A 17,930-nucleotide genomic window follows, 5' to 3' on the forward strand; every position below is an offset into this window, starting at 1 on the left:
CTATTTCTGTCAATGATAGATTATCTCCACACATCGTTGGCAATGTCGATGACATGGCGAAGCTTTGCCCATTGCTGCTCCTCTGTCAGAAGGTTGCCTTCTTCTGTAGAGGCGAAACCGCACTGCGGGCTCAGGCATAGCTGGTCCAAGCTGACAAAACGCGCGGCTTCATTGATACGGCGTTTCACATCCTCAGGATTTTCAAGCTCGCCGTATTTCGATGTGATCAAGCCGAGCACAATTTGCAGATCCTTGCGCTTCACAAAACGGAGCGGATCAAAGTTTCCGGAGCGGTCATCATCGTACTCCAAGAAAAGGCCGTCAAGGTTTAAGCCGTCCAAAATCGTTTCCGCTACAGCGTCGTACCCTCCTGATGCCGCCCAGGTTGAGCGGAAGTTGCCGCGGCAAATGTGCATTGTGATCGTTAAATCGTCAGGCCGGTCTGCGACGGCATCGTTAATTGTTTTGGCAAATATGGCTGGCAATGTTTCTGGATCACCGCCGAGCGCCCGGACAACCTCTCTGCCTTTGTCCTCAAAGAAGAGAGACCATGACGTATCATCAAGCTGGAGATAACGGCAGCCAGCATCATAGAAGGCTTTGATTGCTTTTTTGTACGCTTGGGCCAGATCATGAAAGTATTCCTCTTGATCGTCATAAATCCCTTTATCCGCCTTTTCGCCAAAAAACAGCATATTTGGGCTGGGAATGGTCAATTTTGGCGTCGCGTTACCAGCAATCTCATGTAAAAATTGATAATCAGCAAGCGCTGGGTAGCTCGTAAAATCGAGTTTTCCCGTCACTTTGATGCTGCGCGCTTTCGTTTTTGTGTTATGGAACTGAATTCCCTCAGCCGGGATGAACGGTTCCACACCGTCAAGCCCTTCCAGGAAGTCATAATGCCACCAGGAACGTCGGAATTCCCCGTCTGTTACCACATCGAGACCGATTTCTTTTTGTTTTTCCACGATGCGGGTGATCTCTTGATTTTCGATATCACGAAGCTGTTCCGCTGTCATCTCACCAGCCGCTTTTTTTTGCCGGGATTCCTTCACCGGAACGGAACGAAGCAAACTGCCGACATGATCGGCGCGGAAAGGTGCTTTGCGTTGTTTTTCTGTTTTTTGTCCTGCAACATTCGTTTGTTGAGCCATGTTATTCGCCTCTTTTCTGAAATATTGAGCATGTAAAAAGCTCTTCCTTTGTGTAAGGAAGAGCTTGAACGATCAAATCTCCGCCTCATCTGCAAGAACGCAATGTTCTTAAGGATTTAGCACCATTCTGTTTGAAACAGCGGTTGCCGGGTATCATAGGGCCAGTCCCTCCACCTCTCTTGATAAGGTACAACTTCATATTCAGATTTCAATTATCTTAATATTATTACTTTTGGATCAATTGTCAATGCTTTTTAGAAAATACTTTCATCTTCATCGTTATATAAAACCATATCAAGCACGATAGCGATGGCAGTGCAAATCAGAACATCTCCCTCGTTTGCAATCTGCAAGTGATAGGAATCACCCCAACTGAGCCACTTTTTGCTCACTGACATCCGGACATTTTCCCCGTCCGTCAGCTGGAATTCATCCCTCCATAAATCACCATCGATTTCCCAGTTAAGCCCGGAAATCACAAATTTCGGTTTGAAAAACGTTACTTTCTTCGTTACCTCACAAACTGTTTTCCCGCCAATTGAAATCTCATAGCGCGGCAATAAAGACATTAGTTTTTGTTCTATGGAAACGAGCGTTTTCCCAGATGAGTCTGTCATTTGTAATGAGTCTCCTAACGAGAAAAAACGCCCCTCCACCTTGAATGTTTCTTGTTCATCCCGGTCATAAATGTGAAATGCATCTTTAAATGAGAACATTTTTTGTTTCATAAATAACTCGATCATTGCTGAAGTCTCCTTTGGGTTTGCCTTGTATGAAATTACGGATATGTGGCGAAAAGGTTTCAGGCTCTAAATCAAAACAATTTTAAAAGGCTGCGTGATTCAGCAGCCTTTTCGTTTGAAATATAGAATTAGGAAAGATGCATCCGGCGTTTTTGGCGGATGGCGTCAAGGTCGATTAGGTTGTTGTGATGAGGTGCGGCTGCTGGCAGAGGGCTTGTCTTTTGCGGTTTGCGGCGATTGTCCTTGCTGAAAGAAAAAAGAAGATAGCCGCATAATGCGATGATAATAAATAGGATCATATTACATACCTCCCAAAAAAAGTTTTGGTACTCTCTATTGTACGGATAAAATGCCAAAAAGTATTCAAAAAATTCAAAATCAATAAATAACAAGAAACTGTCCCTCTAAAACAGTATTACCTGATGACCTGAAAATAGTCTTGAATTACGCTGTTTGCTCTTGTTGATGATTGGTTCTATAGTTACTATCGACGATAAAATAAATTCCTTTATATAACTTTTAACCTAAGTTTACGTAATTCGAATTACCTGTTTTTGGGTGCTGTTTTCTTGCTTGTTTGGTTTATACCCTATTTTGCGGAATTGAACACAAAAAACCCAAATTACGGAGCATTTGGGCGGTACGGGTGAATACGGATTGTATTTAGGGGATTTGATGTTTTATTTGAAGAAGCGTTTGAACATTTTTCTGATTTTTTGAAATGGGCTGGATTTCTTTTGCATGTTAAGCGGCCTGGAAATGATCCATTTTTTCAAGAGACTCTTGGCAGCGATTGCATGTTTTGTCATTGTTTTTCCTCCTCATTTGTTGATACTTGTTTTACGGAGGACGTGTTTAAAATGTTTCATTTTCACACAAAAAAGCCAGTCCTTTTTTGGACTGGCTTTTGGCATTATGCTTGCGCTTCAAACTGTTTTGCAATCTCAACGATGACATTTACGGCTTTGACCATGTTGTCAACTGAGATGTATTCAAATTTGCCGTGGAAGTTTTCCCCGCCTGTAAAGATGTTTGGCGTCGGAAGCCCCATGTAGGACAGCTGTGATCCGTCGGTGCCGCCGCGGATGGGGGAAATCTTCGGTTCGATGCCGAGGTTTTCCATCGCTTGCTTGGCAATGTTGACGATTTCGATGACAGGTTCAATTTTCTCTCTCATGTTGTAGTATTGGTCGTTCATATCCAGCAGAATCCGGTCTTGCCCGTATTCGTTTTGAAGTTCTTCAACGGCACGCTTCATTGTTTCTTTTCTGTTTTGGAAATTCTCTTTGTCAAAGTCTCTGATAATGTAGTGGAGCTTTGTTTCCTCTACGTCTCCTTGAATCGACAGCAGGTGGTAGAAGCCTTCATAGCCTTCCGTATATTCAGGCGCTTCGTCTGCCGGCAGCAGGCTGTTCAGCTTCATCGCGATTTTCGCAGAGTTGATCATTTTTCCTTTAGCTGTTCCGGGATGTACGTTGTTGCCTTTAATCGTAATTTTTGCGGCAGCGGCATTGAAGCTTTCATATTCAAGCTCGCCGAGCGGCCCGCCGTCAACCGTGTAGGCAAAGGATGCATTGAACCGTTTCACATCAAATTTGTGCGGCCCTCTTCCGATTTCTTCATCAGGCGTAAAGGCGACTCTGATTGTGCCGTGCTTGATTTCAGGGTGTTTGATGAGGTAATCCATGGCTGTCATGATTTCAGCGATACCGGCCTTATTGTCTGCGCCGAGAAGGGTGGTGCCGTCTGTGGTGATGAGTGTATGGCCCTTATAGCCAGACAGCTCAGGGAATTGATCAGGTGACAGGGTGACCTGCAGCTTTTCGTTAAGAACGATGTCTTTTCCATCATAGCTTTCGATGATTTGCGGATTCACGTTTTTGCCGGTAAAGTCTGTAGCGGTGTCGACGTGAGCGAGAAAGCCGATTGTCGGCACGTCTTTTTCAGTATTGGAGGGAAGAGTTGCCATGACATAGCCGTTTTCATCAATGGCTGCATCCTGCATGCCGATGGACTTCAATTCATCAACGAGCATGTTTCCTAATGTCAATTGGCCGGGTGTGGAAGGACAAGTGTCAACGGATTCATCGGACTGTGTGTCGACTTTTACATATGTAGTAAACCGTTCAATGATTTCTTCTTTCATTTCCAATCATCTCCTTTGTCTTATTTTAGCATGGCGGGATGAGAGATTTCTATTGCACAATACCGTTTCGAATGGCAAAAACGACTGCCTGTGTCCGGTCTTGGGCATTGCATTTTTGCAGGATGCGGTGCACGTGGGTTTTCACAGTGCTTTCACTGACGAAAAGCTTTTCAGCAATATCCTCATTTCTCAGCCCGTAGGCCATTTGCTGAAGAACCTCAAGCTCTCTTTTGGTGAACGGCTCTGCCAGTTCTTCTGGATGGGGCTGTTGCTTCGCCCGAAATGTCTCACTGATAATTTTAGCAGCTGTGACTGTACGGAAAATCGCCTCGCCTCTGGCCGCAGCGCGAATCGCATCTATCAACTCTTCAGGAAGTGTATCCTTCAGCAGATAGCCTACTGCTCCCGCACGGATGCCTTCAAATACGTATTCTTCCGTGTCAAAGGTGGTTAAAATGACTATCTTTGTATCTGGAAGTGCGGACATAATGTCTTTCGCCGCTTCGATGCCTGAGCAATGCGGCATCTGGACATCCATGAGGATGACATCGGGTTTTGTTTGTTTTGCGAGTGCTATAATATCGTGACCGTCGCCGGCCTCGCCAGAAACCGTCATATCCGTCTGTGCGTTGATGACGTAGCGGAAGCCTTCACGCACAAGCGGCTGATCATCGGCAAGCGCGACGCGTATTTTATCTTTGTTCATCTTTTTGCTCCTTATTCGTTGTCATGAGCGGCAATGACAGCTCAATTTTCAGGCCGCTCGGCTGTACGGCACTGAAAGTAAGGGAACCGCCTGCTTTTTCTGCGCGCTCTTTCATTCCTGTCAGGCCAAATCCATAAGTAAGGCTGCCGGTGAATTGTCCATCGTCGGTGATTGTGATATAGAGATGGGACTTGTCGTTAGAAATGACGGCCGCCGCATGGGAAGCGTCAGCGTGACGAATGATATTGGTCAGCGCTTCCTGCAAGATGCGGTAGATCGTTTCGCTCACGTTTGGAGGCCAAGACTCTTCTGACAGTCCGGCAGTATCTAAAGAAACGTGCAAGCCGCTCCGTTCCTCCACTTGATGAATGAGCCCCCGCAAAGCGGTAAGCCCCACCATCGATTCACTACGGCCCATTTGGTGAACGACAGACCGTACTTCTTGAAGACATTCCCTGGCGACACTCAGTACATTTTGAATGACTTTTTCTGAATCCTCCTTGCTGCTTTTAAGGATATAGGGAAGGGATTGAAGCTGAACAATCACAGAAGTCAGCTCGTGACCGATGCTGTCATGAATGTCGCGGGCAATTCTTGTACGCTCCTCAAGGACCGCGTACCTTAATGAAAGAACAGAAGCCTCCTGCAGCTCTGCATGTGCTTTCTGGAGTTCTTTATGAGCATGCTCCAGCTGCACATGCATTTTTGCCAATTCAGCATGATTCCGTTCAGCCTCCTTTCTCGCTTCTCGTCTGAAACGCATGGAGGAGAAGAAGACGTAGAGTCCGATCATGATCGAGATGTTGCTAATGATGGTTTCCAAGCTTCCTCCATGTGAGGATAGGAGGAATATGTTGCCTCCAATTAAACATGCTGTGAAGATCAAGGATAGCCGTGAAGGGAGTCTAAAGGCGGCATATATCATTAAAAATACAATCAAAAAATAGGCGGCACTCTGCTCTTGGCCGGAAACAGCCCAAAAGAAATCGGTCAGGAGCCAAAGCCCGATGAATATGCTCAAACTAACAGCAGTGGATGCCACATAGGGAATGATCCAAATGAATGCTAAGTATACCGCAAATACAAATGCTAACAAAATGGGATCAGCCTTAGTTGGATGAGATAAAAATTGTATGCAATTCAAAATGAGAATAAGGCTCGGCACAAGCTTCTTGTAGTAGTGCCGAGCCGGAGTTTGTCCGTTCATGCTGGTCCTTCTTTCGGTTATGGAATGGATACTTTGCCGGCGGTCAGCCGTCTGTATGCTTTGTAAAGCATGATGTTGCGGGCTGTGATGGTGCCGAGGGGAACGAAGAACATAGAATGAATAATGGCAATAAACATCTCGTTGCTCTCAGGCAGCCATGTTCTCGCGGCCATGCGCAAAGAAAGTATCACTAGAATGAGGATAACACTCCCAAGTGAGCCGCGTGAAGTGACCTTTCCGGTTTCCGGGTGAATCCGCACATTTACCATCTTCCCAATGCCAAACCCGCAGACCAGCCCGATCAGTAATAAAATGCCGCTGATCGCCACATGTAATACGGAATGAAAATACGCCGGCTGAAACGATGCAGATACGCCCCATAAGAGCAGCAGTGGAATGATCAGCAACTTCCCGGGCTTTACCGTTCTTTCTCGATACATCGATAAAATAATAAGAATCAATACAATAAAAATATAAGGGCTCATCGCCATGTCATCAAATCCTTTCTGCATTAAGCATAGCGAAAATAGGAAAGAAAAACGTCAACCGGCAGATTGATTTTTCAGCTCTATACTTGTTCGCGCTGCATAAAGTCATGTAACATGGCGTGAAAATGCTGAATGTCTTCGCTGTTTCTTTTCCACATCATAAACGTTTGGGACGCAGGCAATTCTAGATGTGCAGGCGTGCTTACAGCCATCAGCTTTTTTTCGGCTTCTTCCTGTTTGATAATGTAGGTAGGGAGGAAAGATGCCCCCATTCCCGCTTTCATCATGTGGACAGCCGTATCCGTCTGCCCGACAGCCATCATTTGAAGAGACGGGTAATGTGATCGGATGTTATCTAAAAAGGCATCCCCATAAGACGGATGATCATGCGTTAGCAGCCGATAGCGGGTTAAGACGGATGCAGCATCCGGCCTGCTTTCTTGGAAAGGAGCCGCCAGACAAAGCGTACCTTCGCATATGTGCTGATAATAAAGAGTGTTGGTGTTCGGGTCTTTCCGCGACAAACCAATATCAGCTTCATTGTGTTCCACCGCTTGTTTAATAGCGTCAGATCCAGCCACATGAGTTGAAAGCTCGACATTCGGATGTTTTTGGATATAGGCTGGCAGAAATCGAGGCAAGATATAGGACGCAATGTAGGGGTGTACGGCCAGCGTGAGTGATCGGCTGTACCCCTGTTTCCATTGGCTGACTTTCTGCTTTCCAGCTTGGTAAACATGGATCATTTCTTTGGCATAAGGCAAAAAGAGCCTGCCTTCGTCAGTCAGTACGATTCGTCTTCCGCTATGCAAAAACAACCTCATGCCCAGTTCATCTTCCAATTTCCTCATATGCTGAGAAACGGCAGGCTGTGTGAGATACAGACGCTCAGCCGTCTTCCTGAAGCTCTCTGATTCCGCTGCGGCAATAAAGGTTTGCAGCCACTTTAAATCCATGAAATATCTCCTTCACTGCAAGTTATCCATAACAAATTGTTACGTTTACATGCGCATTTGTTTATCACTGATTATACATCCATTCGTTTAGTATACCTATAGAACGAGAAAATAGAGAGAGGGATTCATATGAACATATACGTAGAAGCAAATCCATATTTACATGACAAGTATTCAAAATACGCGGATGAAAAATATAAGAGAGAAGGAAACCCATTTGTATCCTTTCCGATTCATTTTGATGACATCCCGTCCGGAGCAAAGACGCTCGCACTTACTTTCATCGATCATGACGCCATTCCCGTATGCGGATTCAGCTGGATTCACTGGACAGCGGCTAATATTCCGGCTTACATCGGAGAGCTTCCTGAACATGCGAGTGAGGAAAGACAGGACTTGATGATACAAGGGCAAAACAGCTTTGCTTCACCGCTTGCGGGAAGCAACGATCCAAAGGTGATTCACCAGTATTGCGGGCCGACACCGCCTGACAAGGATCATGCGTATACATTGACGGTCTATGCTTTAGATGCTGAGCTGAATCTTCAGCCGGGCTTTTACTTGAACGAGCTCTATCAAGAAATGAAAGAGCACATTCTTGCTGAAGCCTCTATCGAATTGCTGGCAAGGGTTTAAGCTAAAAAATATGAAAAAACTATTAATAAACGATTAAACTTCTTAAAAATGGATGTGGACCGGTTTTAAACACTATATAATGAAAACAGGTCATTTTTTAGGAGGGTTACATCATGGCAATACTTGTTACTGGCGGTGCCGGGTACATTGGCAGCCACACATGTGTTGAACTATTGAACAGCGGCTACGAGATTGTTGTTCTTGATAATCTGTCTAACAGTTCGGCTGAGGCGCTGAACCGTGTAAAGGAGATTACAGGAAAAGATTTAACGTTCTACGAAGCGGATTTATTGGACCGGGAAGCGGTAGATTCCGTTTTTGCGGAAAATGAAATCGAAGCTGTGATTCATTTTGCGGGGTTAAAAGCAGTCGGTGAATCTGTGGCGATTCCGCTCAAATATTATCATAACAATCTGACAGGAACGTTTATTTTATGCGAGGCCATGGAGAAATACGGCGTTAAGAAAATCGTGTTCAGTTCATCTGCGACAGTGTACGGCGTTCCGGAAACATCGCCGATTACGGAGGACTTTCCATTAGGTGCGACAAATCCTTATGGGCAGACGAAGCTCATGCTTGAACAAATATTGCGTGATTTGCATACAGCCGACAATGAGTGGAGCGTTGCGCTGCTTCGTTACTTTAACCCGTTCGGCGCGCATCCAAGCGGACGGATCGGTGAAGACCCGAACGGAATCCCTAATAACCTTATGCCGTATGTGGCACAGGTAGCAGTCGGGAAGCTCGAGCAATTAAACGTATTCGGAAATGACTATCCGACAAAAGACGGGACAGGCGTACGCGATTATATTCACGTCGTTGATCTCGCAGAAGGCCACGTCAAGGCGCTGGAAAAAGTATTGAACTCTACAGGAGCCGATGCATACAACCTTGGAACAGGCACAGGCTACAGCGTGCTTGAAATGGTCAAAGCCTTTGAAAAAGTGTCAGGGAAAGAGGTTCCGTACCGTTTTGCGGACCGCCGTCCGGGAGACATCGCCACATGCTTTGCAGATCCTGCGAAAGCCAAGCGGGAACTGGGCTGGGAAGCGAAACGCGGCCTTGAGGAAATGTGTGCTGATTCCTGGAGATGGCAGTCTTCTAATGTGAATGGGTATAAGAGTGCGGAATAAGAATGGAGGCCTTCTCAATAGAGAAGGCCTTTAAAGAACAAGGGTGCCTGAACAGGCACCCTTGTTAGCTGTTATTTGATTTTCACAATAACATCATTACTGAATTTTAGTTTCCAAGTGCCTTTTGCATAAGCTTCCTTGTCAACTTCAAATGCTTTTACACCTGTTACTTTAATATTAGGATTTAGATCACTCAAAATTTTAGAGTTATCAACTTTTGTCTCAGTTGCATAGTTTACAGAAGCATCAATATCAGAATCATAAGAAGTACCATCAGCATCAACTAATTTAACAGTTGGAATTGAAAAAGAACTTATTGGCTTTTTAGATACGTTTTTAATTGTATATTGAACAGCTACAATTGTACCACCATCAGATGCTTTCTTTTCAACATATTGAGTACCGACAGTATCTCTGTCCTCTACCTTCGTAACTGTCACTTCAGTTTTTTCAGTTTTTACAGTATCACCGATATTGTATGTTTTTTCAGTTTCTGCTTTGCTTCCGCTTGATGTTTTGGAAGTGGCTTCTGAACCGCCTCCGCCGCCAATCATATTACCGATAATAATGATGACAACAACTGCGAGAATAAACGTAATGATTTTATGTCGCATAAAAAAGTTACGTTGATCCTTACCGCAGTTAGGACATTTTTTTACACCCTTTGCAATTTCTTGACCGCAAGCTTTACAGGGTACTAGTTTTCCTGCCATTATATTTCCTCCTATGTAATAAAATATACGAAACATATGTACTATAATGCCTATATTATTTCGCTTAGTCAATATAAAATTATGAATTTCTTATAATTATTATCATTTATAGTTAAATTAACTTGTAAAATATATGCTTTTTTTCTTATCGGTTATATCTGTTCTTTTTTTAATAGATAAATCATATTTTCTTCCAGCTTATCCGATGAAAACTCCGCAAATACCCCTTGAACCAATTCGAACCGTCCCTTATAATGCTAATATTGGAAAGTGAAAAGGATATGATAAAAACAGTGGTTTTCTAGGGTTCCGCAATGCAAATTGGACTGTGACCGAGAGAAAACACATAGCAGTTTGGCTGTTATGACACGGTGGGATAAAAGCCCAGGAGTTTCTGCTCTTTTTCGAGAGCGTTCTCCTGGGTTTTTTTATTTGCTAGAACAGAACAATGAGAAGGAGTGTTTTCGTGATGAAAAAGAGAATGCTGGATGTACTTATGCTTGTGATTGGCGCTTTTTTCTTCGCGCTTGCGGTTAATTTATTTGCGATTCCCAATGATCTTGGGGAAGGCGGAGTCACTGGGATTACGCTGATTTTGTATTATCTGTTTCAATGGTCTCCTGGTGTCACGAACTTTATCTTAAATGCGTTTTTGCTTTTAATCGGCTACAAGTTTCTGGATGGAAAAACAACGGTTTATACGATCATTGCGGTTGCGGCAAATTCGCTTTTTCTTCATCTGACACATGGGTGGAGCATTCCGTCTGATGAATTGATCATTAATACGATTTTCGCAGGTGTATTTGCGGGAGTCGGGATCGGCATGATTATCCGGGTCGGCGGGACGACTGCTGGTTCCGCGATTCTGGCCAGAATTGCTAATAAATATTTAGACTGGAATATCAGCTATGCACTCTTGTTTTTTGATTTAATCGTAGTATTCAGCTCTTATTTTATTATTGGTGCAGAAAAAATGATGTTTACGATCGTGATGCTGTATATCGGTACCAAAGTGATGGACTTCATTATTGAAGGTTTGAATACGAAAAAAGCGATTACGGTCATTTCAGAAAATAAGAGTGAGATTGCAGAGCAGGTAAATACCTTGATGGATCGGGGCGTGACGATTTTATCAGGGAAGGGAAATTATACGGGCCAATCAAAAGAGATTTTGTATATCGTCATTAACAAACAGGAGCTGTCTATGCTGAAAAAAATCATTAGAAGCTGCGACAAAAAAGCGTTTGTGATCGTTCATGACGTACGCGATGTGTTTGGCGAAGGGTTTGTGGATATATCTAAATAAAGAAAAATCCCTCTGTACTTGAAGCAGAGGGATTTTTTCATTTAGAACGGATATTTGCGGTATTGCTTCTGTATCGAAATCCATTTCGTCACGGTAAATTCCTCTACTACCCATGGGTTGCCAAAGCGGCCGACACCGCTTGCTTTGTTTCCGCCAAAGGCAATATTCGGCGAATCATTGACGGACTGGTCGTTGACATGGGTCATGCCGCTGTCAATTTGCAGGGCGAACTTTTCGCCTTTTTCTAAATCAGAAGTGAAAACCGCAGAGCTGAGGCCGTATTCGGTATCATTTGCCATGTCAATCGCTTCCTGGTCGCTGCCAGCTTTAATAATGGTCGCGATTGGGGCAAACAGCTCCGTTTGGGCAATTTTGCTGTTGTTGTCCGCACCGACAAAGACGTACGGCGTCAGCACGTTTCCGACGCGTTTTCCTTCAACCGCAAGCTCTATGCCGTCTGCCTTTGCCTGCTCAATGATCTCCAGTGCTTTCTCGATTTGGCGCTCGTTGATCAGCGGGCCGACAACGGTTTTTGGATCGGTTTGATCGCCGTACGGAAGCTGTTTGACACGGGAGGTGAACTTTTCTACAAACTCATCGTACACATCTTGATGAACGATGATCCTGTTGATAATCATACAGATTTGTCCCTGGTGAATAAATTTTCCGAAAATCGCGGCATCCACAGCACGATCGACATCCGCATCTGAAAGAACGGCAAATGGATTGTTGCCGCCGAGCTCAAGTGCCATTCGTTTGAAGGCACGCCCGGCGATTTCACCGATGTGGCGCCCGACTGCTGTTGATCCTGTAAAGCTGATTAATCTCGGGATTGGATTGGTGAGCATGCCGTCCCCGATTTCCTTTACATCCGTCAGCATGACGTTAAGGACACCGGCAGGAAGACCGGCGTGTTCAAACGCTTTCGCAATGATGGTCCCGCCGGAAATAGCAGTTTGGATATCAGGCTTGTGAACAACACTGTTACCCAGCGCAATTGCGGGCGCAATGGATCTCATGGATAGATTCATTGGGAAATTAAATGGAGAAATCGATGAAATGACACCTAGCGGAAGGCGGTAAATCTTATTGGTTTTCCCTTCAATGTCGGATGGCACCTCTTTGACGCCGCCTAATTCACCAGTATACGTCATGGCTTCATCTAAAATCGCAATCGTTTGTTCCAGCTCGATTGTTGATTTAATGATCGTTCCGCCAGTTTCGCGGGCGATCATCATAATGATGTCTTCACGGTTTTCCTGTAAATAGCCGCGCGCTTTTTGCAGGACGGCTTTTCGGTCTTCCGTCGTGCTCTTGGCCCACTCTTTTTGGGCTTTCTGTGCAATGCCAAACGCATCCTCCAGCTGTTTGCCCGTTGCCAAAGATGCTGTTGTGATCACAGACTGGTCATACGGATTCAAAATGTCCTCCGTACGTCCGCTTTCTCCCTCAGTCCATTTTCCATTGATAAAACTTTTGTTTAACGTTTCGAAACTCATAAGATGGCCCTCCTTTGGTCCTGCATATCCTCTTCTATTTCCGCTGAAGCCAATATGTAAACGAATGAGGTTTCCCTTTCAGTTTCTCGTCTATCTATACCGGATATACTCTTTTTTAGTGGAGAACATGTGTGTTTCGCCTTATACTGAATATACAGATCCTTACATAAGAGAGGAGACTCTATGAAATCGCTGCTGGCTATTTATCCCGGTTCGATTGTGTCTGAGGAGCTTTGCATAAGGGAAGGCTGTCTATGTTTTTTTGATGAGAGCAATCAGAGGTATATCTCCATTCCGAAAACAGAGATCAGTGAAAAAGAAGTATTGGTGCTGCAATCATTTTTGACGCCTGCGGATGAGGGCAATCAACTGTCTATGAAATCACCTGAGGAAAACAAGTGGTTTTCGTTCCTTTTTTCCAGAGGGGAATTGCCGGCGTACATAAAGAAACGGACGAGATTTGTTCACTTTCATTTATTCGGCAAAATAGAAAGGACGTCCTTTACAGAAGCGGTTCGCCATTTTTGGCCGGTGTCTTTTGTGATTGTGTGGATTCATGAGGACAGAGGCGTGATTGTCGAGCAGGAAAGTGAAGCGGCGGCGAAGAAGGGCGAACTGGAATCGCTCGCAAAAGTTCTTGAAAGTGATTTCTACTTCAGTGTCCGTTTTTACGCCGGAAGATTTTACGAGCCGGATGAGTGTCTGCGAAAACATTACACTCGTGAACAGGCGTATTTCCTGTTTGCTGAAAAACGGCTGCCTCAGGTGCAGAGTGTGACCTTTGAGATGATCTTTCCTTTTCTATTATTAGAAACAGAAAAAGAAAAACTAGAAACACTGCTCTCTGAAGAAGCTGAGCTTTTATTTGGAAGTGAATCTGAGCTAAGGAAGACCATTAAGCTGTTTATTGAAAACAACTCAAACGTCACATTAACAGCGAAAAAGCTGCATCTGCATCGCAACAGCCTGCAATATCGGATTGATAAATTTATTGAGCGGTCAGGGATAGATATCAAATCGTACAAAGGCGCGCTTCTTGCCTATTTTATCTGCCTGCAAAATGAAAGTTCAGAATAAATTGGAAATATGCACGAAAAATGGCTGGGTGATTTTATGAACGCTGCCCATTTTAGCGAGAGAGAATTGCTGTTACACTCAATATAAGAAAGCGTTTACAATAACAAAGGGGGATGTTAGATGGCTGAATTGCGGATGGAGCACATTTATAAATTTTATGATCAAAAGGAACCGGCGGTTGATGACTTTAACCTTCATATTGCCGATAAGGAATTTATCGTATTCGTTGGCCCGTCCGGCTGCGGGAAATCAACGACGCTGCGAATGGTCGCAGGACTTGAAGAAATTTCGAAAGGCGATTTTTATATTGAAGGAAAACGGGTCAATGATGTAGCGCCAAAGGACAGGGATATCGCGATGGTATTTCAAAACTACGCGCTCTATCCGCATATGACGGTCTACGATAATATCGCGTTCGGGCTCAAGCTTCGGAAAATGCCGAAGCCTGAAATCAAAAAAAGAGTCGAAGAAGCCGCTAAAATTCTCGGGCTGGAGGAATATTTGCACCGTAAACCGAAAGCGCTCTCAGGCGGACAGAGACAGCGGGTTGCGCTGGGCCGGGCAATTGTGCGGGATGCAAAGGTGTTCCTGATGGATGAGCCTTTGTCAAACCTGGACGCGAAGCTGAGGGTGCAAATGCGGGCGGAAATCATTAAGCTCCACCAGAGACTGCAGACTACTACGATTTATGTGACGCATGACCAGACAGAAGCGCTGACAATGGCGACACGGATTGTAGTCATGAAAGATGGGAAAATTCAGCAAATCGGGACGCCGAAGGATGTATACGAGTTCCCTGAAAACGTCTTTGTCGGCGGGTTTATCGGATCACCAGCGATGAACTTTTTCAAAGGGAAGCTCACGGATGGCTTAATCAAAATCGGTTCTGCGGCATTAACCGTCCCGGAAGGAAAAATGAAAGTGCTGCGTGAAAAAGGCTACATCGGCAAAGAGGTCATCTTCGGCATCCGTCCTGAGGATATACATGATGAATTGATTGTCGTGGAATCATATAAGAACTCTTCGATTAAGGCCAAAATCAATGTTGCAGAGCTGCTCGGTTCTGAAATTATGATTTATTCGCAGATCGACAACCAAGACTTTATTGCGCGGATCGACGCCCGCCTCGATATTCAATCGGGCGATGAACTGACGGTTGCATTTGATATGAATAAAGGCCATTTCTTTGACAGTGAGACAGAAGTGAGAATTCGATAAGATCAAAAAAACCGGACATGGGGATGTCCGGTTTTTTGCTATTGAAAATCTCAGAATCAAACCGATGAAAAAGGAGGAAGAAATAGACAGAAAGCAGGAGAACGATGAAACGATTGTTTTTAAGCATCTTTCTTTTGGGCAGCTGTTTGGCTCTTGCGGCTTGCGCTGATCAAGAGGCGAATGCAGAGCAGCCGATGCCAAAAGCGGAACAAAAGAAACCGGAAAAAAAGGCAGTACAAGTTCAGAAAAAAGAAGACGATACATCCGCATGGATCAAAACAGAGAAACCGGCAAAGCTGCCGATTTTGATGTACCACAGCATTTCTTCAGGAAACAGCCTCCGTGTGCCAAAGAAAGAATTCGAGGCGCATATGAAGTGGCTTCATGATAACGGCTATCAGACATTAACGCCGAAAGAGGCATATCTCATGCTGACGCAGGATAAAAAACCGAGTGAGAAGTGCGTGCTGATCACATTTGATGACGGGTACACCGACAATTATCAAGATGCGTATCCGGTGCTGAAAAAGTACGAGATGAAGGCAACGATTTTTATGATCGGCAAATCGATCGGACATAAACACCATCTGACAGAGGAACAAATGAAGGAAATGGCACAGCACGGCATATCGATTGAAAGCCATACGATTGACCACCTTGAGCTGAACGGATTAACGCCTCAACAGCAGCAAAGTGAGATGGCGGATTCGAAAAAGCTGTTCGACAACATGTTTCATCAGCAAACCACCATCATCAGCTATCCGGTAGGGCGCTACAATGAGGAGACGCTGAAGGCCGCTGAAAAAACAGGCTATCAAATGGGCGTGACGACAGAACCGGGCGCGGCTTCGAGAGACCAGGGAATGTATGCCCTCCATCGAGTGCGCGTGTCCCCAGGCATGTCAGGCTCGGCTTTTGGTGCGTACATCGAATCAATGAAGTAAAAAAAGGCGGCGTTTAATCGCCGCCCCCTCCGCCGCCACAGCCGGAATCGCTGAAACCTCCGTCACTGCTGCATCCATCATGGTGTGAGCCGTTGTCTGAATAACCGAAATACCCGCTGTCCGCCTGCTGGCGGCTTTTATTATCCGATGACTGCGGCTGAATGACTGAAAGAAAAACAATAATAGCTATTATCAATAAGATCACTATCACTTCTGCTCACTCCCTTTTTTCACCATATCTGTTATACGGATGAAACGCTGACCGGTTTCATTTCAAAGTGATTGATTCTTTCAGGCGGTCTCTGAGCCAGCGCTTTAGCACCCCATGTCCTTTGTTTGACAATAAAGTGCCGACACGCCAATACATAGGGGGATGAGGAGCGAACTGAAAATCAATCAGTCTGAAAAGCCAGCTTTTATCACGGGTGAGAGAATCAATTTGAAGCTCGTCTTCACCTGCTTCAGAGCTGTAGGCACTTTGTTTCTGTATGTCCTCATCCTGCCGAACCGCCAAGATTCTCAAGGCTTCAGCCATTTGTTTGTAACCGCCCTCCAGCAATGATGCGCCAAGGTTGTCAGCACGCACCTCCATCCATTGTGAACAAAAGGATTGATAGAGCTGGAACAGGATAATGATTGCCATAATGAAAGCCCAAAGCGCAATTTTGTGGGCCTCGGGATGGGTGATATGCTGCTCAAACAAGAGGAAAATCCCAACGACAGCTCCAAGATATAGAAAACGCAAAAGCTGTGATGACAGAACGTCACGTTTTTTGATATGAATTGCCTCATGGGCCAGAATGCCTTCGATGACACGCTGTGGAAGTGTTAGTGTGGCGCTTGTCAGGATGACCATTGACCTCCCGACATTCATGCCTACTGCCATTCCGTTGTAATCATCACTCTCCGTTTCGTATATGCGGACATGGGAAATGCCGACCGATCGGAAAATCTTATCGGCCGCTGCCTGTACATGCGGATGATGACAAGGCTTGGCGTCCATCGCCGCCCGCAACACACGGTCTGACATATACATGTTGAATACCCAATACAGGATTACGGCAACAGCCATGACCCATGGAGAGGCGTGTAATGCGTATAACGCGAGCACCAATAAGGCGTAAGCGGATACCCCTTTTACGCTGGCGGCAAAATAAAGCTTACCGAGCAGCCGCTTCACATTTTTTCTATGATAAAACGGCAAAACAGAAATTACATTGTCCACATCGTTTTCTGCATCTGTGTACTCCTGGAGAATTGTTTTCCATTTTTGCGGTTCCTTCACCGTCAAAAACAGTGTTTCGCCGGGAAGAGACAGTTTAATGACTTGCTGAAAGCTTGTTGTTAAATCTAGACGTGATGAATACATCGTCAGAAGCGGATGGAGCTTTAAGAGATCTGCCGTTGATTCAAGCTGAATATCCTTCAAATCGGAAAGCGGGTATGTACGGGTTTCATAGTGTGAGCTGATATGCAATTTTTCTAAGGCAGCTGAATAAAAAACCTTTACGCTGAAAACATTCAATATACGCTTTACCAGTGCCCCTCCGCCGGAAATCATGCCGAGAAGGATCACATATTTGAGAGGGCTTGTGTCAGGTCCATAGATGAAAAAAATAACAGCCCCTGCAAACACAATGGCGGTCAGCGTAATGTCTGACAGGAGACGTGTTTTGTTTCTGGCCAGCTCGATTTCCTGCCAGTCTCCCGAAGGTTTTTCCACACGCTCTGAAACAATGAGATCCATTGCAGTCCAATAGCAGAAGAACATTGTCGCGATTGAGACAATGCCGTCCATGAATGAGAGATGAGAGAAGATGTAAACTGCAGCGCCGACCCAAAGAACAATATCAATCCAGAAGTCTACGGCCGGAATGAGTTTTGCTGCCAGGGCTGATATCAAATAAAATCCCAGCCCGAGAAGCATAAAGAGAAATAGATGAGTTCCCATAGGCATGCCATATTCCTTTCTATCTAGTATTTCCAACTATTACTATAGCATGA

General features: G+C 44.9%; 19 protein-coding genes and 2 riboswitches. Of the genes, 6 read left to right on the forward strand and 13 right to left on the reverse strand.

Annotated features, from left to right (window positions below):
• Positions 1-20 precede the first annotated feature (20 nt).
• The 9 genes from RAC86_RS09430 to RAC86_RS09470 all read right to left on the reverse strand — a co-directional run bounded on the left by RAC86_RS09430 (position 21) and on the right by RAC86_RS09470 (position 7,400).
• Positions 21-1,154, reverse strand: coding sequence for a 5-methyltetrahydropteroyltriglutamate--homocysteine S-methyltransferase (locus RAC86_RS09430; protein WP_377885530.1), 1,134 nt, complete (start codon positions 1,152-1,154; stop codon positions 21-23).
• An 82-nt stretch (positions 1,155-1,236) separates the two neighbouring features.
• Positions 1,237-1,343: riboswitch (SAM riboswitch) on the reverse strand.
• A 65-nt stretch (positions 1,344-1,408) separates the two neighbouring features.
• Positions 1,409-1,897, reverse strand: coding sequence for an LURP-one-related/scramblase family protein (locus tag RAC86_RS09435; RefSeq protein WP_014481330.1), 489 nt, complete (start codon positions 1,895-1,897; stop codon positions 1,409-1,411).
• A 128-nt stretch (positions 1,898-2,025) separates the two neighbouring features.
• On the reverse strand, positions 2,026-2,289 hold the full coding sequence (locus RAC86_RS09440) for a hypothetical protein (RefSeq protein ID WP_120027631.1): 264 nt from the start codon (positions 2,287-2,289) through the stop codon (positions 2,026-2,028).
• 288 nt (positions 2,290-2,577) lie between these two features.
• Positions 2,578-2,706, reverse strand: a complete 129-nt coding sequence (locus tag RAC86_RS09445) for a hypothetical protein (protein ID WP_003227241.1) — start codon at positions 2,704-2,706, stop codon at positions 2,578-2,580.
• Between the two features lie 104 nt (positions 2,707-2,810).
• Complete coding sequence (pepT, locus tag RAC86_RS09450; protein WP_038429865.1) at positions 2,811-4,043, reverse strand: peptidase T; 1,233 nt, start codon at positions 4,041-4,043, stop codon at positions 2,811-2,813.
• Positions 4,044-4,092: 49 nt separating this feature from the next.
• A complete protein-coding gene (yxjL, locus tag RAC86_RS09455) occupies positions 4,093-4,749 on the reverse strand; it encodes a two-component system response regulator YxJL (protein ID WP_161621117.1) in 657 nt (218 codons plus the stop codon).
• Positions 4,736-5,956, reverse strand: a complete 1,221-nt coding sequence (yxjM, locus tag RAC86_RS09460) for a two-component system sensor histidine kinase YxjM (protein ID WP_377885532.1) — start codon at positions 5,954-5,956, stop codon at positions 4,736-4,738. The genes yxjL and yxjM overlap by 14 nt, the downstream gene beginning before the upstream one ends.
• 17 nt (positions 5,957-5,973) lie before the next feature.
• Positions 5,974-6,447 (reverse strand): CcdC protein domain-containing protein, encoded by a 474-nt coding sequence (locus RAC86_RS09465; protein WP_377885533.1) that lies wholly within the window; start codon positions 6,445-6,447, stop codon positions 5,974-5,976.
• 77 nt (positions 6,448-6,524) lie between these two features.
• On the reverse strand, positions 6,525-7,400 hold the full coding sequence (locus RAC86_RS09470) for a LysR family transcriptional regulator (protein WP_377885535.1): 876 nt from the start codon (positions 7,398-7,400) through the stop codon (positions 6,525-6,527).
• 129 nt (positions 7,401-7,529) lie between these two features.
• Between RAC86_RS09470 and RAC86_RS09475 the strand changes: the two genes are divergently transcribed.
• Complete coding sequence (locus RAC86_RS09475; RefSeq protein ID WP_015385045.1) at positions 7,530-8,036, forward strand: YbhB/YbcL family Raf kinase inhibitor-like protein; 507 nt, start codon at positions 7,530-7,532, stop codon at positions 8,034-8,036.
• A gap of 113 nt (positions 8,037-8,149) precedes the next feature.
• Complete coding sequence (gene galE, locus RAC86_RS09480; protein ID WP_029318629.1) at positions 8,150-9,169, forward strand: UDP-glucose 4-epimerase GalE; 1,020 nt, start codon at positions 8,150-8,152, stop codon at positions 9,167-9,169.
• Positions 9,170-9,240: 71 nt separating this feature from the next.
• Here galE and RAC86_RS09485 read toward each other — a convergent pair whose 3' ends face one another.
• Positions 9,241-9,783, reverse strand: a complete 543-nt coding sequence (locus RAC86_RS09485; RefSeq protein WP_003227255.1) for a DUF4352 domain-containing protein — start codon at positions 9,781-9,783, stop codon at positions 9,241-9,243.
• Between the two features lie 389 nt (positions 9,784-10,172).
• Positions 10,173-10,275: riboswitch (guanidine-I (ykkC/yxkD leader) on the forward strand.
• 76 nt (positions 10,276-10,351) lie between these two features.
• On the opposite strand from RAC86_RS09485, the gene RAC86_RS09490 reads away from it, so the two are divergent.
• Positions 10,352-11,188: a YitT family protein gene (locus RAC86_RS09490; RefSeq protein ID WP_003242615.1), complete on the forward strand. Its 837-nt coding sequence runs from the start codon at positions 10,352-10,354 to the stop codon at positions 11,186-11,188.
• 41 nt (positions 11,189-11,229) lie between these two features.
• On the opposite strand, the gene RAC86_RS09495 is transcribed toward RAC86_RS09490, so the two are convergent.
• The gene (locus tag RAC86_RS09495; RefSeq protein WP_003227259.1) at positions 11,230-12,687 is read right to left on the reverse strand and encodes an aldehyde dehydrogenase family protein; all 1,458 of its coding nucleotides are present in this window, start codon (positions 12,685-12,687) and stop codon (positions 11,230-11,232) included.
• A gap of 183 nt (positions 12,688-12,870) precedes the next feature.
• Here RAC86_RS09495 and RAC86_RS09500 point away from each other — a divergent pair, with 183 nt between their 5' ends.
• The 3 genes from RAC86_RS09500 (at position 12,871) to RAC86_RS09510 (ending at position 15,926) form a co-directional block, all read left to right on the forward strand.
• On the forward strand, positions 12,871-13,764 hold the full coding sequence (locus tag RAC86_RS09500) for a PucR family transcriptional regulator (RefSeq protein ID WP_046664013.1): 894 nt from the start codon (positions 12,871-12,873) through the stop codon (positions 13,762-13,764).
• Positions 13,765-13,884: 120 nt separating this feature from the next.
• Positions 13,885-14,982 (forward strand): maltodextrin ABC transporter ATP-binding protein MsmX, encoded by a 1,098-nt coding sequence (msmX, locus tag RAC86_RS09505; RefSeq protein WP_003242648.1) that lies wholly within the window; start codon positions 13,885-13,887, stop codon positions 14,980-14,982.
• A 104-nt stretch (positions 14,983-15,086) separates the two neighbouring features.
• On the forward strand, positions 15,087-15,926 hold the full coding sequence (locus RAC86_RS09510; RefSeq protein ID WP_377885537.1) for a polysaccharide deacetylase family protein: 840 nt from the start codon (positions 15,087-15,089) through the stop codon (positions 15,924-15,926).
• Positions 15,927-15,939: 13 nt separating this feature from the next.
• On the opposite strand, the gene RAC86_RS09515 is transcribed toward RAC86_RS09510, so the two are convergent.
• Together RAC86_RS09515 and RAC86_RS09520 are read right to left on the reverse strand one after the other, a co-directional pair.
• Positions 15,940-16,137, reverse strand: coding sequence for a hypothetical protein (locus tag RAC86_RS09515; protein WP_033882860.1), 198 nt, complete (start codon positions 16,135-16,137; stop codon positions 15,940-15,942).
• Between the two features lie 57 nt (positions 16,138-16,194).
• Complete coding sequence (locus tag RAC86_RS09520; protein ID WP_377885538.1) at positions 16,195-17,883, reverse strand: M56 family metallopeptidase; 1,689 nt, start codon at positions 17,881-17,883, stop codon at positions 16,195-16,197.
• Between the last annotated feature and the right edge of the window lie 47 nt (positions 17,884-17,930).

Source organism: Bacillus sp. LR_5 (assembly GCF_042709275.1).

Bases quoted from the DNA above. Each gene is read 5' to 3' on its own strand.
- RAC86_RS09465 (WP_377885533.1), bottom strand. From the start codon at position 6,447: ATGGCGATGAGCCCTTATATTTTTATTGTATTGATTCTTATTATTTTA.
- RAC86_RS09470 (WP_377885535.1), bottom strand. From the start codon at position 7,400: ATGGATTTAAAGTGGCTGCAAACCTTTATTGCCGCAGCGGAATCAGAG.
- RAC86_RS09520 (WP_377885538.1), bottom strand. From the start codon at position 17,883: ATGCCTATGGGAACTCATCTATTTCTCTTTATGCTTCTCGGGCTGGGA.
- RAC86_RS09510 (WP_377885537.1), top strand. From the start codon at position 15,087: ATGAAACGATTGTTTTTAAGCATCTTTCTTTTGGGCAGCTGTTTGGCT.
- msmX (WP_003242648.1), top strand. From the start codon at position 13,885: ATGGCTGAATTGCGGATGGAGCACATTTATAAATTTTATGATCAAAAG.
- RAC86_RS09475 (WP_015385045.1), top strand. From the start codon at position 7,530: ATGAACATATACGTAGAAGCAAATCCATATTTACATGACAAGTATTCA.
- RAC86_RS09430 (WP_377885530.1), bottom strand. From the start codon at position 1,154: ATGGCTCAACAAACGAATGTTGCAGGACAAAAAACAGAAAAACAACGC.
- yxjM (WP_377885532.1), bottom strand. From the start codon at position 5,956: ATGAACGGACAAACTCCGGCTCGGCACTACTACAAGAAGCTTGTGCCG.
- RAC86_RS09495 (WP_003227259.1), bottom strand. From the start codon at position 12,687: ATGAGTTTCGAAACGTTAAACAAAAGTTTTATCAATGGAAAATGGACT.
- RAC86_RS09490 (WP_003242615.1), top strand. From the start codon at position 10,352: ATGAAAAAGAGAATGCTGGATGTACTTATGCTTGTGATTGGCGCTTTT.
- galE (WP_029318629.1), top strand. From the start codon at position 8,150: ATGGCAATACTTGTTACTGGCGGTGCCGGGTACATTGGCAGCCACACA.
- RAC86_RS09485 (WP_003227255.1), bottom strand. From the start codon at position 9,783: ATGCGACATAAAATCATTACGTTTATTCTCGCAGTTGTTGTCATCATT.
- RAC86_RS09435 (WP_014481330.1), bottom strand. From the start codon at position 1,897: ATGATCGAGTTATTTATGAAACAAAAAATGTTCTCATTTAAAGATGCA.
- yxjL (WP_161621117.1), bottom strand. From the start codon at position 4,749: ATGAACAAAGATAAAATACGCGTCGCGCTTGCCGATGATCAGCCGCTT.
- RAC86_RS09445 (WP_003227241.1), bottom strand. From the start codon at position 2,706: ATGACAAAACATGCAATCGCTGCCAAGAGTCTCTTGAAAAAATGGATC.
- RAC86_RS09500 (WP_046664013.1), top strand. From the start codon at position 12,871: ATGAAATCGCTGCTGGCTATTTATCCCGGTTCGATTGTGTCTGAGGAG.
- pepT (WP_038429865.1), bottom strand. From the start codon at position 4,043: ATGAAAGAAGAAATCATTGAACGGTTTACTACATATGTAAAAGTCGAC.